The sequence below is a fragment of the Mycobacterium interjectum genome (genome assembly GCF_900078675.2).
Lineage (GTDB): Bacteria > Actinomycetota > Actinomycetes > Mycobacteriales > Mycobacteriaceae > Mycobacterium > Mycobacterium interjectum.
The window spans coordinates 424,044-449,752 of sequence record NZ_LT546237.1; the positions used below are offsets into that span (position 1 = coordinate 424,044).

General features: G+C 69.5%; 25 protein-coding genes and 5 pseudogenes. 18 read left to right on the top strand and 12 right to left on the bottom strand.

Annotated features, from left to right (window positions below):
* Window positions 1-635, top strand: a 635-nt coding sequence (locus tag BN4348_RS36610) for an AAA family ATPase (protein ID WP_456238195.1), incomplete at its 5' end; no start/stop codon positions are given.
* The gene (locus BN4348_RS36615; RefSeq protein ID WP_066910383.1) at window positions 635-970 is read left to right on the top strand and encodes a YciI family protein; all 336 of its coding nucleotides are present in this window, start codon (window positions 635-637) and stop codon (window positions 968-970) included. The genes BN4348_RS36610 and BN4348_RS36615, both read left to right, overlap by 1 nt.
* Before the next feature lie 3 nt (window positions 971-973).
* Here BN4348_RS36615 and BN4348_RS36620 read toward each other — a convergent pair whose 3' ends face one another.
* The gene (locus BN4348_RS36620; RefSeq protein ID WP_066910387.1) at window positions 974-1,597 is read right to left on the bottom strand and encodes a hypothetical protein; all 624 of its coding nucleotides are present in this window, start codon (window positions 1,595-1,597) and stop codon (window positions 974-976) included.
* A 147-nt stretch (window positions 1,598-1,744) separates the two neighbouring features.
* Here BN4348_RS36620 and BN4348_RS36625 point away from each other — a divergent pair, with 147 nt between their 5' ends.
* The 7 genes and pseudogenes from BN4348_RS36625 (at window position 1,745) to aroQ (ending at window position 8,778) form a co-directional block, all read left to right on the top strand.
* A complete protein-coding gene (locus BN4348_RS36625) occupies window positions 1,745-2,134 on the top strand; it encodes a secondary thiamine-phosphate synthase enzyme YjbQ (protein ID WP_096866117.1) in 390 nt (129 codons plus the stop codon).
* A 62-nt stretch (window positions 2,135-2,196) separates the two neighbouring features.
* Window positions 2,197-4,530: pseudogene (alaS, locus tag BN4348_RS36630) on the top strand (alanine--tRNA ligase); the annotation flags it as partial.
* A pseudogene (locus BN4348_RS36635) lies at window positions 4,525-5,510 on the top strand (endolytic transglycosylase MltG); the annotation flags it as partial. The pseudogenes alaS and BN4348_RS36635, both read left to right, overlap by 6 nt.
* Window positions 5,488-6,180 (top strand): annotated as a pseudogene (locus BN4348_RS36640) (shikimate dehydrogenase); the annotation flags it as partial. The pseudogenes BN4348_RS36635 and BN4348_RS36640, both read left to right, overlap by 23 nt.
* 37 nt (window positions 6,181-6,217) lie before the next feature.
* Window positions 6,218-7,450, top strand: coding sequence for a chorismate synthase (aroC, locus tag BN4348_RS36645; protein WP_407937919.1), 1,233 nt, complete (start codon window positions 6,218-6,220; stop codon window positions 7,448-7,450).
* Window positions 7,365-8,354 (top strand): 3-dehydroquinate synthase, encoded by a 990-nt coding sequence (gene aroB / locus BN4348_RS36650; protein ID WP_407937920.1) that lies wholly within the window; start codon window positions 7,365-7,367, stop codon window positions 8,352-8,354. The genes aroC and aroB overlap by 86 nt, the downstream gene beginning before the upstream one ends.
* Window positions 8,347-8,778, top strand: a complete 432-nt coding sequence (gene aroQ, locus BN4348_RS36655; RefSeq protein WP_066910398.1) for a type II 3-dehydroquinate dehydratase — start codon at window positions 8,347-8,349, stop codon at window positions 8,776-8,778. Before aroB ends, aroQ begins: the two co-directional genes overlap by 8 nt.
* Here the strand turns inward: aroQ and BN4348_RS36660 are convergent.
* Window positions 8,775-9,464, bottom strand: a complete 690-nt coding sequence (locus BN4348_RS36660; RefSeq protein ID WP_066910401.1) for a B-4DMT family transporter — start codon at window positions 9,462-9,464, stop codon at window positions 8,775-8,777. The two genes, aroQ and BN4348_RS36660, sit on opposite strands and share 4 nt — an antisense overlap.
* 33 nt (window positions 9,465-9,497) lie before the next feature.
* On the opposite strand from BN4348_RS36660, the gene BN4348_RS36665 reads away from it, so the two are divergent.
* From BN4348_RS36665 to BN4348_RS36685, 6 genes are all read left to right on the top strand, one after another.
* Window positions 9,498-10,616 (top strand): M24 family metallopeptidase, encoded by a 1,119-nt coding sequence (locus BN4348_RS36665; RefSeq protein ID WP_066910404.1) that lies wholly within the window; start codon window positions 9,498-9,500, stop codon window positions 10,614-10,616.
* Between the two features lie 365 nt (window positions 10,617-10,981).
* Window positions 10,982-11,545 carry an elongation factor P gene (gene efp / locus BN4348_RS36670; RefSeq protein ID WP_066910408.1) on the top strand — a complete coding sequence of 188 codons (564 nt, stop codon included), beginning with the start codon at window positions 10,982-10,984 and terminating at the stop codon, window positions 11,543-11,545.
* Window positions 11,542-12,006: a transcription antitermination factor NusB gene (gene nusB / locus BN4348_RS36675; RefSeq protein WP_066910409.1), complete on the top strand. Its 465-nt coding sequence runs from the start codon at window positions 11,542-11,544 to the stop codon at window positions 12,004-12,006. The genes efp and nusB overlap by 4 nt, the downstream gene beginning before the upstream one ends.
* Window positions 12,003-12,401, top strand: a complete 399-nt coding sequence (locus BN4348_RS36680; RefSeq protein ID WP_066910410.1) for an antitermination protein NusB — start codon at window positions 12,003-12,005, stop codon at window positions 12,399-12,401. Before nusB ends, BN4348_RS36680 begins: the two co-directional genes overlap by 4 nt.
* A 69-nt stretch (window positions 12,402-12,470) precedes the next feature.
* On the top strand, window positions 12,471-12,620 hold the full coding sequence (locus BN4348_RS59910) for a hypothetical protein (protein WP_160040328.1): 150 nt from the start codon (window positions 12,471-12,473) through the stop codon (window positions 12,618-12,620).
* Between the two features lie 18 nt (window positions 12,621-12,638).
* Window positions 12,639-15,470, top strand: coding sequence for an aminotransferase class I/II-fold pyridoxal phosphate-dependent enzyme (locus tag BN4348_RS36685; RefSeq protein WP_066910413.1), 2,832 nt, complete (start codon window positions 12,639-12,641; stop codon window positions 15,468-15,470).
* A gap of 4 nt (window positions 15,471-15,474) precedes the next feature.
* On the opposite strand, the gene BN4348_RS36690 is transcribed toward BN4348_RS36685, so the two are convergent.
* Window positions 15,475-15,699, bottom strand: coding sequence for a hypothetical protein (locus BN4348_RS36690; RefSeq protein ID WP_066910416.1), 225 nt, complete (start codon window positions 15,697-15,699; stop codon window positions 15,475-15,477).
* 12 nt (window positions 15,700-15,711) lie between these two features.
* Window positions 15,712-15,999, bottom strand: a complete 288-nt coding sequence (locus BN4348_RS36695) for a hypothetical protein (protein ID WP_066910421.1) — start codon at window positions 15,997-15,999, stop codon at window positions 15,712-15,714.
* A gap of 59 nt (window positions 16,000-16,058) precedes the next feature.
* On the opposite strand from BN4348_RS36695, the gene BN4348_RS36700 reads away from it, so the two are divergent.
* Window positions 16,059-17,480, top strand: a complete 1,422-nt coding sequence (locus BN4348_RS36700) for a sensor histidine kinase (RefSeq protein WP_372514134.1) — start codon at window positions 16,059-16,061, stop codon at window positions 17,478-17,480.
* Here BN4348_RS36700 and BN4348_RS36705 read toward each other — a convergent pair.
* Window positions 17,462-18,130: a response regulator transcription factor gene (locus BN4348_RS36705; RefSeq protein ID WP_066910426.1), complete on the bottom strand. Its 669-nt coding sequence runs from the start codon at window positions 18,128-18,130 to the stop codon at window positions 17,462-17,464. The two genes, BN4348_RS36700 and BN4348_RS36705, sit on opposite strands and share 19 nt — an antisense overlap.
* Window positions 18,131-18,134: 4 nt before the next feature.
* A complete protein-coding gene (locus BN4348_RS36710) occupies window positions 18,135-18,920 on the bottom strand; it encodes a COG4705 family protein (RefSeq protein ID WP_066910429.1) in 786 nt (261 codons plus the stop codon).
* 254 nt (window positions 18,921-19,174) lie between these two features.
* On the opposite strand from BN4348_RS36710, the gene BN4348_RS36715 reads away from it, so the two are divergent.
* Window positions 19,175-20,416, top strand: coding sequence for an MFS transporter (locus BN4348_RS36715; protein WP_084454021.1), 1,242 nt, complete (start codon window positions 19,175-19,177; stop codon window positions 20,414-20,416).
* A 91-nt stretch (window positions 20,417-20,507) separates the two neighbouring features.
* Here BN4348_RS36715 and BN4348_RS36720 read toward each other — a convergent pair.
* The 5 genes and pseudogenes from BN4348_RS36720 to BN4348_RS36735 form a co-directional block, all read right to left on the bottom strand.
* Window positions 20,508-22,118 (bottom strand): annotated as a pseudogene (locus BN4348_RS36720) (GMC family oxidoreductase).
* A 75-nt stretch (window positions 22,119-22,193) separates the two neighbouring features.
* A complete protein-coding gene (locus tag BN4348_RS61185) occupies window positions 22,194-22,382 on the bottom strand; it encodes a hypothetical protein (RefSeq protein ID WP_066910433.1) in 189 nt (62 codons plus the stop codon).
* Between the two features lie 304 nt (window positions 22,383-22,686).
* Window positions 22,687-22,821, bottom strand: a pseudogene (locus BN4348_RS62730) (helix-turn-helix domain-containing protein); the annotation flags it as partial.
* Between the two features lie 101 nt (window positions 22,822-22,922).
* Window positions 22,923-23,462: a GNAT family N-acetyltransferase gene (locus BN4348_RS36730; RefSeq protein ID WP_066910436.1), complete on the bottom strand. Its 540-nt coding sequence runs from the start codon at window positions 23,460-23,462 to the stop codon at window positions 22,923-22,925.
* A gap of 4 nt (window positions 23,463-23,466) precedes the next feature.
* Window positions 23,467-24,672, bottom strand: a complete 1,206-nt coding sequence (locus BN4348_RS36735; protein WP_066910439.1) for a serine hydrolase domain-containing protein — start codon at window positions 24,670-24,672, stop codon at window positions 23,467-23,469.
* Window positions 24,673-24,808: 136 nt separating this feature from the next.
* Here BN4348_RS36735 and BN4348_RS36740 point away from each other — a divergent pair, with 136 nt between their 5' ends.
* Window positions 24,809-25,237 carry a cellulose-binding domain-containing protein gene (locus BN4348_RS36740; RefSeq protein WP_066910441.1) on the top strand — a complete coding sequence of 143 codons (429 nt, stop codon included), beginning with the start codon at window positions 24,809-24,811 and terminating at the stop codon, window positions 25,235-25,237.
* Window positions 25,238-25,258: 21 nt separating this feature from the next.
* Here BN4348_RS36740 and BN4348_RS36745 read toward each other — a convergent pair.
* The coding region (locus BN4348_RS36745) for an HNH endonuclease (RefSeq protein WP_142308787.1) at window positions 25,259-25,709 on the bottom strand (451 nt) is incomplete at its 5' end.

The following is a 25,709-nucleotide window of genomic DNA, read 5'->3' on the forward strand; positions in this document are numbered from 1 at the left end:
GCGTCGAGACCGTCGAGCAGTCCCTGGACAAGGCCGCGGTGCGTTACGACCGCGACGGCGACCAGCACTACGACGTCGTCAGCGCCTTCATCAAGTCGGTGCGCGGCTCCGACGTCGACGCCGCGCTGCACTATCTGGCCCGCATGCTCATCGCCGGGGAGGATCCGCGGTTCGTCGCGCGCCGGCTGATGATCCTGGCCAGCGAGGACGTCGGCCTGGCCGACCCGACCGCGCTGCCGACCGCGGTCGCCGCCGCCCAGACCGTGCAGCTGATCGGCATGCCCGAGGCCCAGCTGACGCTGGCGCACGCCACCATCCACCTGGCCACCGCGCCGAAGTCGAACGCGGTCACCGCAGCGCTGGCGGCGGCGATGGACGACATCAGGGCGGGCAAGGCCGGGCTGGTGCCGCCCCACCTGCGCGACGGGCACTACTCCGGTGCCGCGGGGCTGGGCAACGCCCAGGGCTACAGGTACTCCCACGACGATCCCGACGGCGTTGTGGCGCAACAATATCCGCCGGACGAACTGGTGGGCGTGGACTACTATCGGCCCACCGGCCGCGGCGGCGAACGCGAGCTGGCCGGCCGGCTGGACCGGCTGCGCGCGATCATCCGCAAGAGGGGACGGTCCTGATGAAGACGTTTACCGACGAGGAGATGGGCCGGCTGCTGCCGACCGCCAAGCCCTACAGCGTCGTGATCCTCCAGCGCGGCCCGAGGTTCGGCGACGAGTCGTCACCGGGGCTCATCTGGGAGCACGGCCGGCGCAACTTCGGCCTGCGCGACGACGGGGTGCTGGCGGTGGTGCTGCCGGTCACCGATGAGTCCGACGTGTGCGGCATCGGGGTTTTCGCCGCGACGGTCGAGGAGACCGCCGCCCTGATGGACGACGACCCGGGGGTCGCGGCGGGGGTCTTCACCTACCAGGTGCACCCCTGCCGCGGGTTCCCGGGGGACGCGCTGCCGTAAGACCTAGACCAGCTCGGGCACCCGCAGGTGGGCGATCGCCAGCTCGAACTCGGCCACGTCCACCACCTCGGCACCCAGGTCGCGGACGCGCCTGCTGCGCAACTCGGTGGCGCGGTCGCGGTTGCGGGCCATCGCGTCCATGCTGTCGAACGTCGAGCAGGACACCGCCCGGCGGCACGCGGGGTGATCGACCATCAGGCTGGCGCTGCAGAACCCGTCGAGCTTCTCCATCTCCGGGAGCACCGCCATCCGGTAGAAGTCCAGCGAACGGCTCAGCTGGTCCGGCACCACCTTGAGCCAGGTCGCCCGCACGCACGCCCCGTCGGCCGAGTGGTGGTCGCGGTGCAGCAAAGTGATGTCCCACTCTTCGACCTTGGCGCTGCCGTCAAACATCAGCGCGGCGCGATCCCGTACCGGCGCCACCCGCTCGGCGCTGGCGCGCATAGCCTCCATCGTCTGCCAGGCGCTGGTGGCGATGCATCTGCCGGACTGGCGGTCCACCAACAACGACAACCCGACATACCCGTTCATCTCCTGCAAAGCGGGCATGACCACACCGCGAACGTGCGCGATGCCGATGTCGACCGAAAGCGGTTGGGCCTGGATGGTGGTAGAGCGTGCGTACATGGTCGAGCCTCCCGTGTCGGGGCTGGTATCTCTCCGGGCCCCGGTGGGCGCCACCGGTCCCACCAGATACTTTCCTCCTCGGGGGTAATCCGCCGCAATGGGCGCCGCGGGTGTGGGCGCCGTAGGCTGGAGCGGGTGCATACCGATGTGTTGGAGGTGGACACCGCTCGCCGCCGCGTCGTCGACCTGACCGACGCGGTGCGGCGATTCTGCTTCAGCTACGGCGACGGCCTGTGCAACGTGTTCGTCCCGCACGCGACGGCCGGGGTCGCGATCATCGAGACCGGCGCCGGCTCCGACGACGATCTGGTCGACACGCTGGAACGGCTGTTGCCGCGCGACGACCGCTACCGGCACGCGCACGGCTCGGCGGGCCACGGGGCCGACCATGTGCTGCCGGCCATCGTGGCGCCGTCGGTGACGGTGCCGGTCGCCAGCGGCGACCCCCAGCTGGGCACCTGGCAAAGCATCGTGCTGGTCGACCTCAACCGGGACAACCCGCGGCGGTCGGTGCGGTTGAGCTTCCTGGAGGGCTAGCTGTCTAGGCTGGGAATCCCCGATCAAGGCAAGTCGAAGCAACAGGAAGAAGCGGACCAGAAGTGCAGACACACGAGATCAGGAAGCGATTCCTCGATCATTTCGTGAAGGCGGGCCACACCGAGGTGCCGAGCGCGTCGGTGATTCTCGACGACCCCAACCTGCTGTTCGTCAACGCCGGCATGGTTCAGTTCGTGCCGTTCTTCCTGGGCGCGCGCACCCCGCCGTATGCGACGGCCACCAGCATCCAGAAGTGCATCCGCACCCCCGACATCGACGAGGTGGGCATCACCACCCGGCACAACACCTTCTTCCAAATGGCCGGCAACTTCTCGTTCGGCGACTATTTCAAGCGCCGCGCGATCGAGCTGGCCTGGTCGCTGCTGACCGATCCCATCGCCGACGGCGGCTACGGCCTGGACCCGAATCGGCTGTGGGCCACCGTGTTTCACGACGACGACGAGGCCGTGGAGCTCTGGCAGGAGATCGCCGGATTGCCCGCCGAGCGGATCCAGCGCCGCGGCATGGCCGACAACTACTGGTCGATGGGCATTCCCGGACCGTGCGGGCCGTCGTCGGAGATCTACTACGACCGCGGGCCCGAGTTCGGCCCCGAGGGCGGTCCCATTGCCAACGAGGACCGCTATCTCGAGGTCTGGAACCTGGTGTTCATGCAGAACGAGCGCGGCGAGGGCAGCAGCAAGGAGGATTACGCCATCCTCGGGCCGCTGCCGCGCAAGAACATCGACACCGGCATGGGCGTCGAGCGGATCGCGCTGGTCCTGCAGGGCGTGCACAACGTCTACGAAACCGACCTGCTGCGGCCGATCATCGATCTGGTCGCGGCGCGTGCGCCGCGCGGCTATGACGAGGGAAACCACGACGACGACGTGCGCTACCGCGTCATCGCCGACCACAGCCGCACCGCGGCGATCCTGATCGGCGACGGCGTCAGCCCCGGCAACGACGGGCGCGGCTACGTGCTGCGCCGGCTGCTGCGCCGGGTGATCCGGTCGGCCAAACTGCTGGGCATCGAGGAGCCGATCGTCGGCGACCTGATGGCCACCGTGCGGGACTCGATGGGCCCGTCGTATCCCGAACTCGTCACCGACTTCGACCGGATCAGGCGGATCGCGGTGGCCGAAGAGACGGCCTTCAACCGGACGCTGGCGTCGGGTTCGCGGTTGTTCGACGAGGTGGTCAGCGCGACGAAATCAGCGGGCGCCAAGGTGGTCTCGGGCTCCGATGCCTTCACCCTGCACGACACCTACGGATTCCCGATCGAGCTCACCCTCGAGATGGCCTCCGAAGCCGGCTTGAAGGTCGACCAGAGCGGCTTTCACGAGCTGATGCTGCAGCAGCGCCAGCGTGCCAAGGCCGACGCCGCCGCGCGCAAGCACGCGCACGCCGACCTGAGCGCCTACCGCGAGCTGGTCGACGCCGGGCCCACCGAGTTTACCGGGTTCGACGAGTTGACTTCCGAGGCAAGGATTTTGGGGATCTTCGTCGATGGCAAGCGGGTGCCGGTGGTCGCGCACGGCACCGACGGCGCGGCCCGGGTCGAACTGGTGCTGGACCGCACCCCGCTGTACGCCGAATCGGGCGGCCAGATCGCCGACGAGGGCAGCATCAGCGGGACCGGCGCCAACGAGAGCGCCCGCGCGGCCGTCACTGACGTGCAGAAGATCGCCAAAACGCTTTGGGTGCATCGGGTCAACGTGGAGTCCGGGGAATTCGTGGAGGGCGACGCCGTCGTCGCCGCCGTGGACCCCGGCTGGCGCCGGGGCGCCACCCAGGGGCATTCGGGCACCCACATGGTGCACGCCGCGCTGCGACAAGTGCTGGGGCCCAACGCGGTTCAGGCCGGATCGCTGAACCGGCCGGGCTACCTGCGGTTCGACTTCAACTGGCAGGGGCCGCTGAGCGAAGATCAGCGCACCCAGATCGAAGAGGTCACCAACGAGGCCGTGCAGGCCGACTTCGAGGTGCACACCTTCACCGAGAAGCTGGAAAAGGCCAAGGCGATGGGGGCGATGGCGCTCTTCGGCGAGGCCTACCCCGACGAGGTGCGGGTGGTGGAGATCGGCGGCCCGTTCTCCCTCGAGCTGTGCGGCGGGACGCACGTGCACAACTCGGCGCAGATCGGCCCGGTGACCATCCTGGGCGAGTCGTCGATCGGCTCCGGGGTGCGCCGGGTCGAGGCCTACGTCGGGCTGGAGTCGTTCCGGCACCTGGCCAAGGAGCGCGCGCTGATGGCCGGGCTGGCGTCGTCGCTGAAGGTGCCGTCCGACGAGGTGCCGGCCCGGGTGGCCAACCTGGTCGACCGGCTCAAGGCCGCCGAGAAGGAACTCGAACGCGCCCGCCTGGCGGGCGCCCGGGCCGCCGCGGCNCCGGCGACTCGACGACGATGGTCGGGGAGACGCTGCACACCCAGGGCGTGGTCGCCACGGTGCGCGCGTTCGTCAACGCCGCGCACGGCAACGCCGCGATCAACTCGATCCAGCCCGGCTTCTACCGGATGCGCACGGAAATCCCGGCGGCCAACGCCGTCGCGCGGCTGGCCGATCCGAACAGCCGGGTGGGGCGGCTCGTCATCCCCGAGGGCCGTCAGCTCGACGACACCACGGACATGAAGACCAACGTGGTGAACCCCGGCATCTTCTCGTTGATCTCCCGCGCCACCTGCGTGGATCTCGACGGCAACAAGCGCTGCGTGTCGGTGGACGACCTGCGCGTGGCGGCCTCCGACAGCGCGCCGACGAGCCTGGCGGTGCCGCCGTGGGCGGTCGAGCCGGTCACCGAGCTGGGCAAAGACCATCGCCGGATCGAGGGCCTGATCGCGCCGGGGACCTTCAACGTCGATCCCTCGGCGTCGGCCGAGAGCATCCTGACGAGCCTGATCAGCGCGGGCGCCGTCGAGTACGCGAAGTCGGGTTTGGTGGATTCCGCGCAGGCCATGGGCTTGTCGCCCTACGACATCCTGGTGGTCGCGTCGCTGGTGCAGCAGGAATCCAATACGCAGGACTTCCCGAAGGTTGCGCAGGTCATCTACAACCGGCTGCACACCCACCACACCCTGGAGTTCGACTCGACCGTGAACTATCCGCTGGACCGCCGCGAGGTCGCCACCACCGACGCCGACCGCGGCCAGCGGACCCCGTGGAACACCTACGTGTCCCAGGGCCTGCCCGCCACCGCGATCTGCTCGCCCGGCGTCGACGCGCTGCGCGCGGCCGAGCATCCGGAGCCGGGGGACTGGCTGTACTTCGTCACCATCGATGCCCAGGGCACGACGCTGTTCACGAAGGATTATCAGCAGCATTTGGCCAATATCGAGCTGGCTAAGCGCAACGGTGTCCTCGACTCAGCCCGCTAGGAAGGCGGGGGTACTCGGGCGCCCCATCGCGCATTCGAAGTCCCCACAGCTGCACCTGGCCGCGTACCGGGCGCTCGGGCTGCACGACTGGACGTATCAGCGCATCGAATGCGGCGCCGAGGAGTTGCCGGGCGTGGTCGGCGGATTCGGGCCGGAATGGGTCGGGGTGTCGGTGACCATGCCGGGCAAATTCGCCGCCCTGCGGTGCGCCGACGAGCGCACCGAGCGCGCGGAGCTCGTCGGCTCGGCCAACACCCTGGTCCGCACGCCGACCGGCTGGCGGGCCGACAACACCGACGTCGACGGGGTCTCTGGCGCGGTGGGGTCGGCTTCTGGATGGGCGCTGGTCTGTGGATCGGGCGGCACCGCGCCGGCGGCAATCATGGGTCTGGCCGGGCTCGGCGTCACCGGGGTCACGGTGGTGGCGCGGGATCCGGACAAGGCCGCCCGGCTGGTGGATCTCGGCGACCGGATCGGCGTCGAGACCCGGTTTTGCGGCCTGGACAGCGACGAGCTCGCCGACGAGGTGGCGGCCGCGGAGGTGCTGGTCAGCACCATTCCCGCCGACGTGGCCGCGCGGTATGCCGCCACGCTGGCCCCCATCCCGGTGCTGCTGGACGCCGTCTACGACCCGTGGCCCACGCCGCTGGCCGCCGCGGTGGCCGCCGCCGNCCCATGGCCGCGCGCTGGTGGCCTTGGTCGACGGCATGGTCGCCGGGGTGCAGGTCACCTCCACCGAAATCGCCGACCAGCTGGCCCGGCGCCGCCTCGGCTACGGCCGCGGCGCGCGGATGAAGTTCGAGCGCGACGCGGTGACCATCCTGTCCGGGATACGCCACGGCGTCACGCTGGGCGGCCCCATCGCCGTCGAGATCGGCAACACCGAGTGGCCGAAGTGGGAAACCGTGATGGCCACCGACCCCGTCGACCCGGCCGAACTGGAAAACAGCGCCCGCAACGAACCGCTGACCCGGCCGCGGCCCGGCCACGCCGACTACGCGGGGATGCTCAAGTACGGCTTCGACGACGCCCGGCCGGTGCTGGAGCGGGCCAGCGCCCGGGAGACGGCCGCCCGCGTCGCGGCCGGAACCATCGCGCGGTCGTTCCTGCGCCAGGCGCTGGGCGTCGAGGTGCTCTCGCACGTCGTCTCGATCGGCCCGTCGGCGCCCTACGAAGGCCCGCCGCCTGCACCTGCGGACCTGCCCGCCATCGACGACAGCCCGGTTCGCGCGTTCGACAAGGCCGCCGAAGCGGCCATGATCGCCGAGATCGAGGCGGCGAAAAAGGACGGCGACACCCTCGGCGGCGTGGTCGAGGTGGTGGCGCTGGGCCTGCCGGTGGGGCTGGGCTCGTTCACCAGCGGCGACAACCGCCTCGACAGTCAGCTGGCCGCCGCCGTCATGGGCATCCAGGCGATCAAGGGCGTCGAGATCGGCGACGGTTTCGAGACCGCGCGCCGCCGCGGCAGCCGCGCGCACGACGAGATGTACCCGGGGCCCGACGGCGTGGTCCGTTCCACCAACCGGGCGGGCGGGCTGGAAGGCGGCATGACCAATGGGCAGCCGCTGCGGGTGCGGGCCGCGATGAAGCCCATCTCCACCGTCCCGCGGGCGCTGGCCACCGTCGACATGGCGACCGGCGACGAGGCCGTCGCCATCCATCAGCGCTCGGACGTGTGCGCGGTGCCGGCCGCGGCGGTCGTCGTCGAGACCATGGTGGCGCTGGTGCTGGCCCGCGCGGCGCNGAGGCCGCCAGGTGACCGACAACGGCGGGCCGGTCACCGTGTACGTGGCCGTCGACGAGCCTTACCCGGTGGTCATCGGCACCGGGCTGACGGGCGAGCTGGAAGCAATCCTGGCCGGCCGGCACCGCGTCGCGATCCTGCATCAGCCGGTGCTGGCCGAGGCCGCCGAGGCCATCCGAACCCGGTTGGCGGATAACGGGATCGACGCGCACCGCATCGAGATCCCGGACGCCGAGGCCGGCAAGGACCTGCCCGTGGTGGGGTTCATCTGGGAAGTGCTGGGGCGCATCGGAATCGGCCGCAAGGACGCCCTGGTCAGCCTCGGCGGCGGCGCGGCCACCGACGTCGCCGGTTTCGCGGCGGCGACTTGGCTGCGCGGCGTCGACATCGTCCACGTGCCCACCACGCTGCTCGGCATGGTCGACGCGGCCGTCGGCGGCAAGACCGGCATCAACACCGATGCGGGCAAGAACCTGGTCGGGGCGTTCCATCAACCGCTGGCCGTGCTCGTCGACCTGGCGACGCTGAAAACGTTGCCGCGCAACGAACTCGTCGCCGGCATGGCCGAGGTGGTCAAGGCGGGCTTCATCGCCGACCCGGTGATCCTGGACCTCATCGAGGCCGACCCGCAGGCCGCCCTGGACCCGCAGGGCGAGGTGCTGCCGGAGCTGATCCGGCGCGCGATCGCGGTCAAGGCCGAGGTGGTGGCCGCCGACGAGAAGGAGTCCGAGCTGCGCGAAATCCTCAACTACGGCCACACTTTGGGGCACGCCATCGAGCGCCGGGAGCGCTACCGGTGGCGGCACGGCGCCGCGGTGTCGGTGGGACTGGTGTTCGCCGCGGAGCTGGCCAGGCTCGCCGGCCGGCTCGACGACGACACCGCGCGGCGCCATCGCACCATCCTCACCTCGCTGGGCCTGCCGGTCAGCTACGACGCCGACGCGCTGCCTCAGTTGCTGGAATACATGGCCGGCGACAAGAAGACCCGGGCCGGCGTGCTGCGGTTCGTCGTCCTCGACGGGCTCGGGAAGCCGGGCCGGCTGACGGGGCCGGACCCGTCGCTGCTGGCGGCGGCCTACGCGGGGCTGGCTCATGAGTAAGACGGTGCACGTGATCAACGGCCCGAACCTGGGGCGGCTGGGCCGGCGCGACCCCGACGTGTACGGGGACACGACGCACGAGCAGCTGGTCGCGCTGATCGAGCGCGAAGCCGAGACCCTCGGGCTCAAAGCCGTTGTGCGGCAAAGCGATAACGAAGCCCAGCTACTGGACTGGATTCATCTGGCCGCCGATGCCGGCGAACCGGTGATCCTCAACGCCGGCGGCCTCACCCACACGTCGGTGGCGCTGCGCGACGCGTGTGCCGAGCTGAGCGCGCCCCTGATCGAGGTGCACATCTCCAATGTGCATGCGCGCGAGGAGTTTCGGCGCCACTCCTACATCAGCCCGGTCGCGACCGGCGTGATCGTCGGGCTCGGCATCCAGGGCTATCTGCTCGCCCTGCGCTACCTGGCCGGGGGCTAACCCTTCTCCGGCTCCTCGCCCGGCTTGGCGTGCTTGGCGTCGTCCGTGCGGATCACCTCGGTCTTGGCGTCGTCGTCGCTTGCCGTCGGGATCGTTTCGGTGGGCGCCTCGCGCTCGGCGGTCGCGATCGACCCGGTGCGCTCCTCGGCCTGGGCCCCGGCGGCCGTCTGCGCGGGTATCTCGCCGGTGGGTGCCTCATCGCCGCGAACGGCCGAGAAGACGTCGGTGTCGGCCCGCTCCTCGTCCGCGCCCTGGGGGCGCGGCGGCGGGTTGCGGTCGATCCGCCAGCGACCCACGGCCACACCGATGATCCCGGGCACGAAGACGAGCAGCGCGGTGAACGCGGCGAACGTCGTCACCTCGTTGATCAGGCCCCCGGTGTACAGGCCTTGGTAGAACAGCGCGATCAGCCAGGAGACCGCGCCGCTGACGATGCCCGCGAGCAGGCCGGCCAGCAGCCAGGTCATCGCCAGGTCCTGGCGGCGATCCGGATCCGGCTGGGCAGTGGCGTCGGCCCGGCCGTCGAGCACCCCCCAGATGGCCACGCCGATCACGAACAAGATCAGCAGCACGATGCTGATCAGACCGGCCTGCGTCTGCCACGCGTTGATGAGCGCACCTTGGAGCAATCGAAGTACCACCATGGCCGCGGCGAACACCAATCCGCGCAGCATCCAGTTCCTCATGAAGGAAAAGCGTAGCGAGTACCGTCAAGGGTCGTGACACATTCCCAGCGTCGAGACAATCTGAAAGCGCGAATCGGAGCCAGCGGGCTGGACGCGATGCTGGTCACGGACCTGATCAACGTGCGCTACCTGTCGGGATTCACCGGTTCGAACGGCGCGTTGCTGGTTTTCGCCGACGACCGGGGCCCCGTGCTGGCCACCGACGGCCGGTACCGCACGCAGGCGGCGGCGCAGGCGCCCGACCTGGAGGTCGCCATCGAGCGGGCCGTCGGGCGTTACCTGGCGGGCCGGGCCGCCGACGCCGGCGTCGGCAAGCTGGGCTTCGAGAGCAACGTCGTCACCGTCGACGGCTTCGACGCGCTGACCGGCGAGATCGAGGAGCACAAGGCGGCCACCGAGCTGGTGCGGGCCGCCGGGGCCGTCGAGGCGCTGCGCGAGGTCAAGGACGCCGGGGAGGTCGCGCTGCTCCGCCTGGCCTGCGAGGCTGCCGACGCCGCGCTGGCCGATCTGGTGGCGCGCGGCGGCCTGCGCCCCGGGCGGACCGAACGCGAGGTGGGCCGCGAGCTGGAATCGCTGATGCTCGACCACGGCGCGGACGCGATCTCGTTCGAGACCATCGTGGCCGCGGGGCCGAATTCGGCCATCCCGCACCACCGCCCGACCGACGCGGTGCTGGCCGACGGCGACTTCGTCAAGATCGACTTCGGCGCGCTGGTCGCCGGCTACCACTCCGACATGACCCGCACCTTCGTCCTCGGTAAGGCCGCGGCCTGGCAGCTGGAGATCTACCGGCTGGTCGCCGAGGCGCAGCGGGCCGGCCGGGAGGCGCTGAAGCCGGGGGCCGACCTGCGCGAGGTGGACGCCGCCGCGCGGCAGCTGATCGCCGACGCCGGCTACGGCGAGCAGTTCGGCCACGGCTTGGGGCACGGCGTGGGGCTGCAGATCCACGAAGCGCCGGGCATCGGGGCCACGTCGACCGGCACGCTGCTGGCGGGGTCGGTGGTCACCGTGGAGCCCGGCGTCTACCTGCCCGGCCGCGGCGGCGTGCGGATCGAGGACACCCTGGTGGTTGCCGATGGGACGTCGCACACCGCCGGGGAGACCCCGGAACTACTGACCCGGTTTCCCAAAGAACTGGCCATTCTGGACTAGACAACAGTGTGCTCTGACTGGGTAAACGGGGTCAGCAGCACGCGCGGGGTCAATTATCGCAACACACGTGAGTGGGCTTGAGCCCGAGCAGCGGGTCGGCGGTGGTCCGTCTTCGGCGACCCCCCAGCGGGCGAACGCCCGCAGCGATGCCTGACGCAACCGCACTTTGTTCGCTTCCGCACCGTCGCGGATCAGTTCGGCGGCGTAGGTCCGCACCTGGGCGCGGGTAATCTCTACCGGGTGTCCGTAGCTCTCGCACCATTCGACGCACAACCTCGCGCATCGCGGGTACGACGCGATGGTCAAAGGGACCGGTAAACCTCAGTTCCCCACGAACTGGCGATCCTCTAGGAGATAAACCGACCGTGCCAAGTACTGCCGACTTCAAGAACGGCCTGGTGCTGGTGATCGACGGCCAGCTATGGCAGATCGTCGAGTTCCAGCACGTCAAACCCGGCAAGGGGCCGGCCTTCGTGCGCACCAAGCTGAAGAACGTCATCTCCGGGAAGGTGGTCGACAAGACGTACAACGCGGGCGTCAAGGTCGAGACGGCCACGGTCGACCGCCGCGACACCACCTACCTGTACCGCGACGGCTCGGACTTCGTGTTCATGGACAGCCAGGACTACGAGCAACACCACCTGCCGGAGTCCCTGGTCGGCGACGCCGCGCGGTTCCTGCTGGAGAGCCTGCCGGTGCAGGTGGCCTTTCACAACGGGGCGCCGCTTTACATCGAGCTGCCGGTGTCCGTCGAGCTGGAGGTCACCCACACCGAGCCCGGCCTGCAGGGCGACCGGTCCAGCGCGGGCACCAAGCCCGCCACCGTGGAGACCGGCGCGGAGATCCAGGTGCCGCTGTTCATCAACACCGGGGACAAGCTGAAGGTGGACACGCGCGACGGCAGCTACCTGGGCCGCGTCAACGCGTGAGCCGGCCTCCCAAGGGACGTCATCAGGCGCGCAAGCGCGCCGTCGACCTGCTGTTCGAGGCCGAGGCCCGAGGGTTGAGCCCGGCGGAGGTCGTCGACGTGCGCACCGCGCTGGCCGGCGCCAACCCGGACGTGGCGCCGCTGTACCCGTACACGGCCGCGGTCGCCCGCGGGGTCAGCGAACACACCGCCCACATCGACGACCTGATCAGCTCGCACCTGCAGGGCTGGACGCTGGACCGGCTGCCCGCGGTGGACCGGGCGATCCTGCGGGTTGCGGTGTGGGAGCTGCTCTACGCCGACGACGTGCCGGAGCCGGTCGCGGTGGACGAGGCCGTGCAGCTGGCCAAGGAGCTGTCCACCGACGACTCGCCGGGCTTCGTCAACGGGGTGCTGGGTCAGGTCATGCTGGTGACGCCGCAGATCCGGGCGGCCGCCAAGGCGGTCCGGAAAGAACCGTGACGCGGCTGGAGCTGCGCGTCGCCGTCGCCGCCTTCCTGGCCGCGACGGTGGTGCTGGGTGCCGTCGTGTGCGCCGCGTACGGGTGGACCATCGTCGCCTCGGCGCTGGCGATCTACGCGCTGGGCGTGGGCGCCTGGCTCTACCACTCGATCGAACGCCTGATCGTGGCCCGCCGCATCAGCACCGTCCGCTCGGCGACCAGGCCGCTGCAGCCGCTGCTGCCGGTGATGGCGGCCATCATGGGCCTGACGCAGGCCGTGGTGCGGTCGCTGAGCGACGTCACCGAGCTGCCGGCGCGCAGCCGGGAGCTTCCGGTGCTGCGGTGGATGGACGGCACGCGGACCACTCGGCGGCCTCTGAACGGTGACGACGGCGAGGACGAGCCGCAACGCTGACCGACCGGGCTCGATCCTGGGCGAAATGCGCACGCGCCGGGCGGGCGCGCGCCACACTGTTTGCTGGGTATGAAGAGAACCGCCGCGGGCGTCGCCGCCTCGTTGATCCTCGCCGTGATGGCCTTGCCAGCGGCCGGGACCGCGCACGCCGACTGCGGCATCGGCTCGATGGACAACGACGCCTTCGTCTTGTCTCGCGGTAATTGCGAGCTGCACTGACGCGCCTAAGGTGACGAGATGAACAAAGACAGCGCCCGGCCACGCCGGCTTCGTGTGTCCGCGCTGGCAGCCGTGGCCAACCCGTCGCACACGCGCCTCGACACCTGGAACCTGCTCGACGACGCGTGCCGTCACCTGGCCGACGTGGACCTCGCCGGCCTGGACAAGACGCACGACGTGTGCCGGGTGGAGCGGCTGATGAATCGGCTGGCGGCCTACGAGCGGTATTGGCTGTACCCGGGTGCGGCGAACCTGGCGACGTTCCGCGCCCACCTCGAGTCGCTGTCGACGGTGCGGCTCGCCGAGGAGGTGTCGCTGGCCGTGCGCCTGCTGAGCGAATACGGCGACCGCGCAGGGCTTTTCGATACCTCCGCGCCCCTGGCGGAGCAGGAGCTGGTCGCCCAGGCCAAGCAGCAGCAGTTCTACACGGTGCTGCTCGCCGACGACGCCCCGGCGACCGCGCCCGACAGCCTGGCCGAATGCCTGCGGGCGCTGCGCAGACCGTCCGACGACGTGCAGTACGAGCTGCTCGTGGTGGGAAGCATCGAGGACGCCATCACCGCGGTCGCGCTGAACGGGGAGATTCAGGCCGCGATCATCCGCCACGACCTGCCGCTGCGGTCCCGCGACCGGGTGCCCTTGATGAACACGCTGCTCGGTCCGGCCGGCGACGATGTGGTGGCGAGGGACACCCAGGACTGGGTCGAATGCGCCGAATGGATCAGGGAGCTGCGGCCCCACATCGACCTCTATTTGCTCACCGACGAATCGATCGCCGCAGAGACCGAGGACGAACCCGACGTCTACGACCGCACGTTCTACCGGCTCAACGACGTCACCGACCTGAACAGCACCGTCCTCGCGGGCCTGCGAAACCGTTTCGGCACACCGTTTTTCGATGCCCTGTGCGCCTATGCGGCGGCCCCGGTCGGCCAATTCCACGCGCTGCCCGTCGCGCGCGGCGCCAGCATCTTCAACTCCAAGACCCTGCAGGACATGGGGGAGTTCTACGGCCGCAACATCTTCATGGCCGAGACGTCCACCACGTCCGGGGGATTGGACTCGCTGCTGGACCCGCACGGCAATATCAAGGCGGCGATGGACAAGGCGGCCGTGACGTGGAACGCCAATCACACCTACTTCGTCACCAACGGCACCTCGACCGCCAACAAGATCGTCGTGCAGGCCCTGACTCGTCCGGGCGACATCGTGCTGATCGACCGGAACTGCCACAAGTCGCACCACTACGGCCTGGTGCTCGCCGGGGCCTACCCGCTGTACCTGGACGCCTACCCGCTGCCCGAGTACGCCATCTACGGGGCCGTGTCGCTGCACACGATCAAGAAGGAGTTGCTCGACCTCGAGGCCGCCGGTCAGCTGCATCGGGTGCGGATGCTGCTGCTCACCAACTGCACGTTCGACGGCGTCGTGTACAACCCCCGCCGCGTGATGGAGGAGGTGCTGGCGATCAAGCCGGACATCTGCTTCTTGTGGGACGAGGCGTGGTACGCGTTCGCCACCGCGGTGCCGTGGGCGCGGCAGCGGACCGCGATGGTGTCGGCGGAACGCCTCGAACAGATGCTGGCGTCACCGGAATACGCTGTCCAGTATCGCGATTGGGCCGCCGGGATGGAGGGGGTGGATCGCTCCGAGTGGGTGGAGCGCCGGCTGCTTCCCGACCCCGCCCGGGCGCGGGTGCGGGTGTACGCCACGCACTCGACGCACAAGTCCCTGTCGGCGTTCCGGCAGGCGTCGATGGTCCACGTCCGCGACCAGGACTTCAAGGCGCTCACCCGCGACTCGTTCGTCGAGGCGTTTTTGACCCACACCTCGACGTCGCCGAACCAGCAGCTGCTGGCGTCGCTGGACCTGGCGCGCCGGCAGGTCGACATCGAGGGCTTCGAGCTGGTCCGCAACGTCTACAACATGGCGCTGGTGTTCCGGCACCGGGTCCGCAAGGACCGGCTGATCGGCAAGTGGTTCCGCATCCTCGACGAGTCCGACCTGGTGCCCGACGAGTTCCGGGCGTCGTCGGTCAGTTCGTACCGTCAGGTCAGGCAGGGCGCGCTGGCCGAGTGGAACGAGGCGTGGCGCTCCGACCAGTTCGTGCTCGACGCGACGCGGGTCACCCTGTTCATCGGCAAGACCGGCATGAACGGCTACGACTTCCGCGAGAAGATCCTGATGGAACGCTTCGGCATCCAGATCAACAAGACCTCCATCAACAGCGTGCTGCTGATCTTCACCATCGGGGTCACTTGGTCGAGCGTGCATTACCTGCTCGACGTGCTGCGGCGGATCGCGACCGACTTCGAGCGCAGTGAGAGCGTCGGCGGCAAGGAGGACCGCGCCCTGCAGCAGCGCCGGGTGGAGGAGATCACCGAGGACCTGCCGCACCTCCCCGATTTCAGCGAATTCGACGTCGCCTTCCGGCCCGTGGACGCGTGCAAGTTCGGCGACATGCGCTCGGCGTTCTACGCCGGATACGAGGAGTCGGACCGCGAGCACGTCCTGATCGGCATGGCCGGCCGGCGGCTGGCCGAGGGCAGGACCCTGGTGTCCACCACGTTCGTGGTGCCCTACCCGCCCGGCTTCCCGGTGCTGGTCCCGGGCCAGGTCGTCTCCAAGGAGATCGTCTACTTCCTCGCGCAGCTGGACGTCAAGGAAATCCACGGCTACAACCCCGACCTGGGCCTGTCGGTGTTCACCGACGCGGCGCTGGCACGCATGGAGGCCCAACGCAACGCGGCGACGGCCGCGGTGGGTTCGGCGTTCCCGGCCTTCGAGCTGCCGGCCGACGCTTCGGCGCTCAACGGCGACGCCGCGCAGCCGGTCACCGAACGCGGCTGAGGAGCTACCCGGCCACGCCCGGCCAGTCCGACAGGCCCTGCCGGATTCCCCGGGCGATCGCGTCGTTGCGAATCGGACTGCCGGTCGGGGCGGGCTGCTGGCAGCTGCAGCTGAGGGTGCTGAACACGCTGGGGTCCGCGCCCGCGGCCGCCGATCCCACGACACCGGCGCCGACGGCAACCGCCAGGCCGAGCAGCAGCTCGGTGGTCAAGTGCGACACGTTAGCCATGATGGCCTCTCCTTACGGTGACTTCGCATCGTCGGCGTCGATCACCGCCGGGGGCTCGGAAGTGAGGCCGACGACGCTCTCGTCGGATTGATGAAGGCTGCTGATCAACAGCGCCTGGCAGTTGTCGGCGCCGTCTCGATGACGCGCGTAGAGAAAGTTGCCGGAGACACGCCGGTCAATGTGCGCGGGCGCCACATAGAGCGCGGCGTTCTCCATCCAGCCCATCGTGGAATCCTCGACAGCGATGGGCAGTTCGCCCGGAAGGCCGGCGAGCATCCGGCGCAAATCCTCGACGTTCATCGCGTCGCCAGCCTACGAGCGAGTCGCTGAGAATCCGCTGAGAAGCCCGTTGACCTGCGGTGTTTTCAGCCGATACAGGACATTGCAAGAATCGGGGTGTGCGGTGGTCTGCCGTTTGGCCCTTTCGGCGAAGCTTGGGCATCTCCGCTCGCTCGGCCGCGGTGTCCGCGATCGTCGTGCTGTTGGCGCTGACCCTTGCCGGCGCGGGGCTGGACGCGCTGCTGTACCGGACGTTGTTGGGGGGCGTCGACGACGCCGCCGCGGGCCGGGTTCGCAGCCTCGCGGCGGCGCTGCGGTCCGATTCGGTCGACGACATCGACAGCCCGCTGCTGACCACCGGCGAGCGCATCGTCGCGGTCCAGGTGATCGCCCCCGACGGCACGGTGGTGGTGCGGTCCGGCTCCGCGCCGAAAACTCCGCTGGTTCCCTTGAGCGCGTTCGACTTTCGGCTGCGCCGCGGCCTGCCCGACGACGCGGTGGCGGGTGACGACATGCGGGTCAGCGGCCAGCGCGTCGCGACGCCGCACGGTGATTACACGGTGATCGTCGGAGGGGGCAGCGAGGCGGTCGAGGAGACCGCGCGGGCCGTCGCGTTGCTGTTGGCCTGTGGCGCGCCGATCGTCGTCGGGGTGGCGGCGGGCGCGAGCTACTGGCTGGTCCGTCGCTCGCTGAAGTCGGTGGACGTGATCCGCAGCCGGGTCGCCGAGATCTCCACGTCCGATCTCGCCGAGCGGGTGCCCGTGCCCAGCAGCCGCGACGAGATCGCCGCCCTGGCGGTCACCATGAACGAGATGCTGTCGCGCCTGGAAGCCGGCCACCGCGCGCAGCAACGGTTCCTCGGCGACGCCTCCCACGAACTGCGCAGCCCGCTCGCCACCATCATCTCCGGGCTGGAGGTCGGCGAGGCCCACCCCGAGCTGCTCAACGCGGAGCTGGCGACCGACACCCTGCTTCCCGAGGCGCACCGCATGCGCACGCTCATCGAGGACCTGTTCCTCCTGGCGCGGGCGGATGAGCGAAACCTGATGCGGCACAAGGAGGAAATGGCCCTCGATGGCCTCGCCGAGGCGGAAGCCGCCCGCGTGCGGCGCGAAACGGCACGCGCGGTCCACACCGACATCGGTCCGGCGCGCCTGACCGGTGATCCGGCGGCCATGTCCCGGATGATCCGCAACCTCGTGGAAAACGCCGTCCGCCATGCGAACTCGTGCATCGCCATCGAGGTCGGCAGCCGGAACGGCGGAGCCACACTGATCGTCAGCGACGACGGCCCCGGGATCCCTCCGGCAGAACGGACCCGGGTGTTCGAACGCTTCGTGCGCCTGGATTCCGACCGGTCCCGCAGCGGCGGCGGGGCCGGCCTGGGCCTGGCGATCGTCGCGGAGATCGTCGCCGCGCACGGCGGCACGATCACCATCGACGACCGGCCGGGCGGCGGGACCAGGATGGTCGTGGAATTCCCTCAGCCCACCAACCGGTAACCGACGCCGCGCACCGTCTCAATCGTGTTGGTGCCGAACGGAACGTCGATCTTGCGGCGCACGTATCCCACATACACCTCGACCACGTTGTCCGGGCCCTCGTGGTACGCGTCCCACACGTTGCGCAAGATCTCGGCCTTCGTCACTACCACGTCCTTGTTCCGCATCAGGAACTCCAACACCCCGTACTCGCGGGGAGTCAGCGCGATCTGGATCGAGCCGCGCTGGACCGTGTGCCGGGCGGGATCGAGCATCAGCGTTCCCGCCGTCAGCACCGCCGGTCGCTCGGGGGCGCCGCGACGCACCAGCGCCCGCAGGCGCGCCACCAGCACCCGGAACGAAAACGGTTTCGTCAGATAGTCATCCGCCCCGAGGTCGAACGCGTCGGTCTCGTCGAACTCGCCGTCTTTGGCGGTCAGCATCAGTACCGGTGTCCACACGTCGCGCGCCCGCATTCGGCGCAGCACCTCGTACCCGCTGTGGCCGGGCAGCATGATGTCGAGGACCACGACGTCGAAGCTGCCCTCCGTCGCGCGCTGCAGGCCCTCCACGCCCGTGCCGGCGGTCACCACGACGAAACCCTCGGCCTTCAGGCCCATGGACAGCGTCGCCGACAATCGGGGCTCGTCCTCGACGATCAGGACTCGCATGCCGTCACGCTACGTCGCGGGCGACTTCCGCATGGCCCGGGTGGCGTCCCGGTCGCTGCGGCAGGACGATGAGCAGCGCGACGATGATCGCCGCGATCACCGCCGAGGCCAGCGGGCGGCTCAGGGCCAGGCCGCCGTCGGCGACGGGCTTGTCCAGGAGGTCGCCCACCGTCGCGCCCAGCGGGCGGGTCAGGATGAACGCGACCCAAAACAGGGTGACCCGTGACACCGAGGTCCAGTAGTACAGGGCGACGACGGCGGCGAGGGCCGCGGTGAACACCAGCGCGCCCCGCTCGTAGCCGAATCCGCGGGTATCGGCGAGCCAGTCGCCGAGCGCAGTGCCCAGCGTCTGGGAAAACGTGATCGTCGCCCAGTAGAACGCCTCCACCTTGGGTGTCGAAACGGTGTTCACCGATACCGTTCCCTCCGACCAGCGCCACAGGCCCAGGGTGGCCACCAGGCACGCCAACAGCAGCAGCGATCCGCCCGTGTAGCCGATCCCCAGCTGCCGGTCGGCGAAGTCGGCCAGCGTGGTGCCGAACGTCGTGGAGGCCACGATCGTCGCCCAGTACAGGGGCGCGTGGAACCGCTGTGCCAGGATCTGCGCGGCCACCAGCGCGATCAGCGCGACGCCGAACAGCGCAACGCCGGCCAGGTAACCCCAGTTCAGTGTCATCGTGACGGTGTCGCCGCCCGTCTCGCCCAGCGTCGTCGCCAGGATCTTGATCACCCAAAAGCCCAGCGTGACCGCCGGGACCTTGGTCAAGGCGTGTTTCGCAACGTCATTCACAGGCATCGATCTTCCGGTCTCGGTGTTGCCCATGTCTACGGCAGCCCCGCTGAGAAATCGCTGAGACCGGTTGTAGGAACCCGCTAAGTTTCGGCTGTGAACCGCGTGGACCAACTGCCGATCCGAGAGCCCCTCGCGCTCAACGTATTCCGCGGGCCGCGCGAGGTCACGCTGATGATCCGATCTGATTTCCGCTTCGCAAATACCTGAGGATTCAATAAGTTGCACCGCTGTCGAGGTGTCACCATGGATGGATGTCGAAGGAAACGGGCATTGCGTTCGAACTCGGCGCGGGGGCGCGGTGGTCGATCATGGCGATCTCGTTGGGGGTGACGGCAAGCTCTTTCCTTTTCATCAATGGCGTTGCGTTCCTTATCCCTTCGCTACAGGGCCGCCGCGGCATTCCGCTGACGGAAGCCGGCCTGCTGGCGTCGATGCCCAGCTCAGGCATGGTGGTCACGCTGGTGTTGTGGGGCTACGTGCTCGACCGCGTGGGCGAGCGGTTCGTGCTGACGGTGGGTTCGGCGCTCACCGCGGCGGCGGCTTACGCTGCGGCGTCGGCCCATTCGCTGCTGATGGTCGGCGTGTTTCTGTTCATGGGCGGGATGGCGGCGGCCAGTTGCAACGCGGCCGGCGGGCGGCTGGTGTCGGCGTGGTTCCCCCCGCGGCAGCGCGGCCTGGCGATGGGTATCCGCCAGACGGCGCAACCGTTGGGGATCGCGTTGGGCGCGTTGATCATTCCCGAGCTCTCCGAAACTGGCCCGCACCGGGGGCTGATGTTCCTCGCACTGATGTGCACGCTGGCCGCGGCGGCCAGCGCGATCGGAATCGTCGATCCGCCTCGCAAGCCCCGCAAGACGGTGGCCGAGGCGGACTTGGTCAGCCCGTATCGGGGCTCGTTCGTGCTATGGAGAATCCACGCGGTGGCCGGCCTGCTGATGATGCCCCAGACGGTGACCGTCACCTTCGTGCTCGTGTGGCTGATGCACCGCCACGGCTGGTCGGTGGCGGCCGCGGGCGGCATGGTCACCCTCACCCAACTGCTCGGGGCCGCGGGCCGAATCGCGGTCGGCCGCTGGTCTGATCGCGTCGGCTTGCGCATGCGTCCGGTCCGCACCATCGCGATCGTCGCGGCGCTGGCGCTGTTCTTGCTCGCCGTCGCCGACGGCACCGGTTCGGGCTACGACGTGTTGCTCATGGTCGCGGTGTCGGTGCTTGCGGTGCTCGACAACGGGCTGGAGGCGACCGCGATCACCGAATTGGCCGGCCCGTATTGGAGCGGGCGGGCGCTGGGTGTGCAGAACACCACCCAGCGCCTGGCGGCGGCCGCCGGCCCGCCGCTGTTCGGCGCGCTGATCATGGCGGCCCACTACCCGGCGGCCTGGGCGCTGTGCGCGCTGTTCCCCCTGGCGGCGGTCCCGCTGGTTCCGGCCGACCGTTCGGATTCTGCCCATCCGGATCGCAAGGACGACGCCCTGGTTCGGGTGGCGCAATAGCGCGACAGGGGCCCGCCCCCGGCAGGACGACCCGGGTGCTGCGATCTTGCGACAAGCGGGCAGCGCGACAGCGGAAGCGGTTCATGTTCCGTCAGATCTGGTGTGGGGTCGCCAGCAGTTGGGCGGCACGCTCGCCGATGATCACGCAGGGCGCCATGGTGTTGCCCGTGGTGATGCGCGGCATGATCGAGGCGTCGGCGACGCGCAGGTTGTCGACCCCGTGGACCTTCAAGTCGCCGTCGACCACCGACATCTCGTCGCGACCCATCTTGGCTGTGCCGCACCGATGCCAGAATGTCCGCGTCGCGTTGCGTGCGAACGATTCCAACGGCCCGCCCGACAGCGGCCCGGGCATCACTTCGCGCTTCACGAAGGGTCTCAACTCTGCGGAGTTGCCGATCTTGCGGGACAGCGCGATGCAGGCCAGCGCGGCGTCGACGTCGGCGCGTTCCGCCGGCGCGTTGGTGTGGATGCGCACCGGCGCCATGGGATCGGCGTTGGCCAGCTGGATGCGCCCGCGACTGTATGGATGCGCGATCGCCGAGAACATTGTCCACCCGTGCTCGGGAAGCCCTTATAGGGCAACGTTTTCCGGGGTGGACAGCGGCGCCTCCGCTTGCCAGATGACGATGTCCGGAGTGTCGCTCGCGGGGGTGATCTGCTCGAACACCACTGCTTCGGAGCGGTTGTTGCGCAGCGGCGGAGTGTCGTCGGGGTACGCCCAGACGCAGTCGAACGCGGTGTGGTCCTGCAAGTTTTTTCCCACGCCCGGTAGCTAGTGTCGGACCTCGACACCGGCGTCGCCAAGTTCGTCGCCATCGCCAATTCCGGACAGCATGAGCAGCTTCGGGGTCTTGATGGCGCCCAGCGACAGCACGACTTCGGCGGCGGCCGAGATCGTGCGGGTCCGTCCACGGTGGACGATCTCGACGGCCCGAGCCCGGTGGTCGTCGACGATGACCCGCGTCACCAACGCCTCGGGCAGCACCGTCAGGTTCGGTCGGTCCATGTAGGGGTAGGTGTAGCTGCGGAATACCGACAGTCGCCGGCCGTCGCGGATCCGTAGGTCGCCGATCGCCACCCCGCGATCGGACTCCATCATGCGGCGGTTGGCGTTCTCGTAGTGCGGGCTGCCAATCGCTTTGGCCCCCTGCAGCATTGCCAGCGCGACCGGATGAGGGTCGGGAGTGGGCTGGACGAACACTTCGCCGCCGACGCCGCGAAACGCCGGATCGGGGTCGCCGTGCCAGTCCTCGATGCGTCGATAGATGTCCAGCACGGGTTCGTAGCCCCATGACTTGTCGCCGGACTCCGCCGCGAAGTGATCCCAGTCGCGGGCGTGCCCGCGCGACCACACCATCGCGTTGATACTGGATCCGCCGGCGAGCACCTTGCCCATGGCCATCTGTAGCCGCCGGCCACCGAGGTTGGGGTCGGGCTCACCGGTGTAGCGCCAATCCCGTTCGTTCCCAATGTTTGTCGGCCATGCGGTGGGGTCCACGACCGCGGGTCCCTCGTCCGCGCCGCCGGCCTCGACCAAAAGGACCTGCACGGAAGGGTTTTCGGCAAGCCTGCGCGCGACCACCGAACCGGAGGACCCGGAGCCGCACACCACGAAGTCGTATACGCTGCGCAGCGCGTCGCGCAGCCGACGCTGGTTGGACTGTACCTTTCGGTCGAAATCGCTGGGATTCGTCGTCATGAACGCAAAGCCAGGTGCGGCGAAAGCCTTCGTCATGTCGCTGTCCGCTCAGCGGACACGGCCCTCAGGGGCCGGTTATGCCGACAGTTGTGCGGCCACTCGCTGCGCCGCGCGGCGGATCAGGGTCGCGAACCGGCTGGACGGGCTGTCGACCGGTGTCGAGATCTGCAGGGCGGCCTCGGTATGCCCGGCGACACGAATTGCCGATGCATAACAGGTCAACCCCGAATACACCCGGGCGTCGTCGTTGGCCCAGTCGTCCACCGGATTGGCCCGCTCCGGTGCCGCGCTGGGGTCGAAGACCCGGGGCGGCCGCGGACGCGCTCGGCATTGCGATGCCCGAATGGATCGGTGTGGGCAGGGTCACCCGCCCCGGCACGACTTCGAGCGCGGTGTAGCCGCGCGCGGCCGGGACAACGAGGGAGATCGTCGCTCCGGTACGTCCGCGCAGCGCGTGCATCATCTCCAGGCCCGTCGTCCGAAGTGCGGCGTGCGGATCGGCGCGACGGTCGATTTCCGACAGCGGCGTCGCCGGCACGTAGCGCCCGTCGGCGAGACGCTCCACCGCGCCGACCGCCTCGAGTTGTGTCATCAGCCGGTGGACCGACGACCGCGGAATCCCCGTGATACGCGCCAGCTCGCTGTGTTGATGGTCTCGTCCGGTCTCCGGCAGCGCCCGCAATAAGCGGAAGGCGCCGTCCAGGACGCCGCGCTCCTAACGCTGGTCGGTCACTCAACCTGCGGTTCAACCGAGCTGCACTCGCACTCAATGAACGATTCGGCCCTCCACATGGTTCACACCCGTCAGCGCAGGATCTTTGCGTACATGAGGGCGTCCTGGGGCTCGGGCCCCAGGGTGGGGTACACGGCGTGCCGGGCCAGCCGCCCCTCCAGCCCGAAACCGGCGCGCTCCAGCAGCCGCGCCGAGCGCTCGTTGTCGGGGCTGCACGTCGCCCACACGCGATACACCTGCCGATCCGCCTGCAGCGCCGCGAGCAGCAGGTCGAGCACCTCGGACATGTAGCCCTTGCCCCACCACCGCCGGCCCAGGCAGTAACCGATCTCGACCGCGTGCGGCACCGGGCGCCGGCAGCTGGTCAGCCCGATGACCTCGCCGCTGTTGCGCAGCGTGATGGCCCAGGTCCGCTCGTCGCCGCCGACGTTGAGTTTTTCGGTGATCACCCGCCGCGTCGCCGCCACGTCGGGATGGGGCGCCCACAGCAGGTACTTGGTGACCTCGGGATCGCGGGCTACCCGCTGAAACAGCGCGCCCGCGTCGTCGAGCACCGGGGGGCGCAGCACCAGCTTCGGGCCGGTCATCCGGTCGGGCGGGTAGGCGACCATGGCGCTAGAGGCCGAGCGCCTGATAGGTGCGCCGCACGAACTTCGGTTGCGCCGATTGGAGTTTCGCCAGCGAGGTGTTGCCCGCGACGGCAGCGGCCACGTCCGCGGACATATCGGGCAGGTTCTGGACCAGATACAGCAGCACCAGGTCGGCGCTCGGGTCGGCCTGCCACCAGGTGCCGTACGCGCCGGGCCAGCTGAACGTTCCGAGCCCACCCGGCCCGAACAGCGGCCCGCTCTTGGCCGGGTCGGTCACCACCGACAGGTTCAGCCCGAAGCCGCGGCCGACCCAATACGGCGCCCCCAGGAAGTGGTGCCGCTTCTGCTCGTCGGTGAGGCGGTCGGTGCGCATCAGGCGGGCGGATTCGGGGGAGAGCACCCGCACGCCGTCGATCGTCCCGTCGCCCAGCAGCATCCGCACGAATCGCAGGTAGTCATCGGCGGTTGACCACAACCCGCCGCCGGCGTTGCAGAAGGACGGTGGCTTGATGTGCGGCGGACCCATCGCGTCGTGGTGCAGCCGGCCCTGCCCGTCGAGCCGGTACATGGTCGCCGCGCGGCGGCGCCCCTCCGGGGACACGAAGAACCCGGTGTCGGGCATGCCCACCGGGCCCAGCACCCGTTCGTCGAGGACCTCGTTGAACGGCTTGCCCTCGACGCGAGAGGCGATGACGCCCAGGAGGTCGATGGAATGGCTGTAGGTCAATCGGTCGCCGGGCTGATGCACCAGCGGCAGCTTGGCCAGCTCGGCCAGCCAGGCGTCGGGGCCCTGGTTGAAGGGCAGCCGCACGTAGGCCTTGGCGATCGGTCCGGACACCGAGAAGCCGTAGGCCAGGCCGCTGGTGTGCGTGAGCAGGTCCTCGATCAGGATGGCGCGGCCCAGCGGGTGCGTCGCATCCAGCGGACCGAGCGGGTCGTCGAGCACCCGCACGTCGGCCAGTTCCGGCGCCCAGCGCACGACCGGGTCCTTGAGCGCCAGCTTGCCCTCGTCGACCAGGCTCATCACCGCCGCGACCGTGACGGGCTTGGTCATCGACGCGATGCGGAACACCGTGTCCCGCCGCATCGGTAGGCCCGCGTCGATGTCGCGGTAGCCGATCTCGTTGACCTGCAGCACTTGTCCGCGCTGCCACACCACCGTCAAGGCGCCGGCGAGCAGGCCCGCGTCGCACACCTCGCGGATGGAGGCCTGATTGACGTCCAGATTCACGCGTTCAGGTTAGTGTGCGCCGCCGCGCGCGGACGTAGCAGCTAAAATTTCACGACGGTTTCGGTTGCGCAAAGGTACGGCAGCTTACCCGCGATGCGGCGGCCGATATCGCCTGCTCGGTCTTAGTGTTGCTGCTATGGCGGGACTGGACAGTTGCGTGAGGCGCTGGCGCACGGCGCTTCACGGGACCGTGTCGGCAGTGCTGGTGGCCGTCCTCGGACTCGGCATCGCCCCCGCGGCGCAGGCGGCCGCGGCCTCGGCGACGCTGTCGGTGGAACATACGTGGCAGACCGGGTTCATCGCCCGCTTCGCCGTCACCAACGCCAGCATGGCGCCGATGAGCGATTGGAAGCTGGAATTCGACATGCCGGCGAGCCAATCCGTCCTGCACGCGTGGAACAGCACGGTCACCCAGTCCGGCACGCACTTCGTTGTCACCCCCGCGAACTGGAATCGCGTGATCGCGCCGGGTGGTTCGGCCACGGGCGGTTTCAGGGGCGCGCTGGTCGGTACCTACTCGCCGCCGAGCAATTGCGTGCTCAACGGGCAATACCCCTGCATGTAGTGGCCTCCGCGCACCCGCCAGTCAGGCGGCGCGGGGCTCGACGACGAATATGTCGAGCCGCCCGGGCGGCGGCGGCGCGCCGGAGCGATACCGCACGCCGGTGGGCGTCGTGAATTCGGCCGTGTGCCTGCCCATTTCGTCCACGCTCGCGGCGACGCGCCAGCCGGGCGCCTCCTTCGCGTAGTTGCAGCGCTCGCACATGCCGAGGCCGTTCGCCGCGCTGGTGGCACCGCCGCGGTGGTGGGGCCGGGCGTGGTCGTGGTGGCGGATCGGGGCGTCGCAGTAGGGAGTGCGACAGCGCTGATCGCGCAGACCGATGAACCTGGCAAGCCCCTTGGGGAAGCACCGCGCCCGCGACTCCATGGCGACCAGAGCCCCTGAACCAGGATGCCGATAGAGCCGCCGCAGGGTGGCCCGCGACCGGTCGTCGACGGCCGCGTCGCGCACCAGGTGGCGGGCCACGGCCGCCGGT

Coding starts and splice junctions, on each gene's coding strand:
- BN4348_RS36615 (WP_066910383.1), top strand. CDS start 635: ATGAAGACGTTTACCGACGAGGAGATGGGCCGGCTGCTGCCGACCGCC.
- BN4348_RS36620 (WP_066910387.1), bottom strand. CDS start 1,597: ATGTACGCACGCTCTACCACCATCCAGGCCCAACCGCTTTCGGTCGAC.
- aroQ (WP_066910398.1), top strand. CDS start 8,347: ATGAGTAAGACGGTGCACGTGATCAACGGCCCGAACCTGGGGCGGCTG.
- BN4348_RS36660 (WP_066910401.1), bottom strand. CDS start 9,464: ATGAGGAACTGGATGCTGCGCGGATTGGTGTTCGCCGCGGCCATGGTG.
- BN4348_RS59910 (WP_160040328.1), top strand. CDS start 12,471: ATGAAGAGAACCGCCGCGGGCGTCGCCGCCTCGTTGATCCTCGCCGTG.
- BN4348_RS36685 (WP_066910413.1), top strand. CDS start 12,639: ATGAACAAAGACAGCGCCCGGCCACGCCGGCTTCGTGTGTCCGCGCTG.
- BN4348_RS36690 (WP_066910416.1), bottom strand. CDS start 15,699: ATGGCTAACGTGTCGCACTTGACCACCGAGCTGCTGCTCGGCCTGGCG.
- BN4348_RS36695 (WP_066910421.1), bottom strand. CDS start 15,999: ATGAACGTCGAGGATTTGCGCCGGATGCTCGCCGGCCTTCCGGGCGAA.
- BN4348_RS36705 (WP_066910426.1), bottom strand. CDS start 18,130: ATGCGAGTCCTGATCGTCGAGGACGAGCCCCGATTGTCGGCGACGCTG.
- BN4348_RS36715 (WP_084454021.1), top strand. CDS start 19,175: ATGTCGAAGGAAACGGGCATTGCGTTCGAACTCGGCGCGGGGGCGCGG.
- BN4348_RS36730 (WP_066910436.1), bottom strand. CDS start 23,462: ATGGTCGCCTACCCGCCCGACCGGATGACCGGCCCGAAGCTGGTGCTG.
- BN4348_RS36740 (WP_066910441.1), top strand. CDS start 24,809: ATGGCGGGACTGGACAGTTGCGTGAGGCGCTGGCGCACGGCGCTTCAC.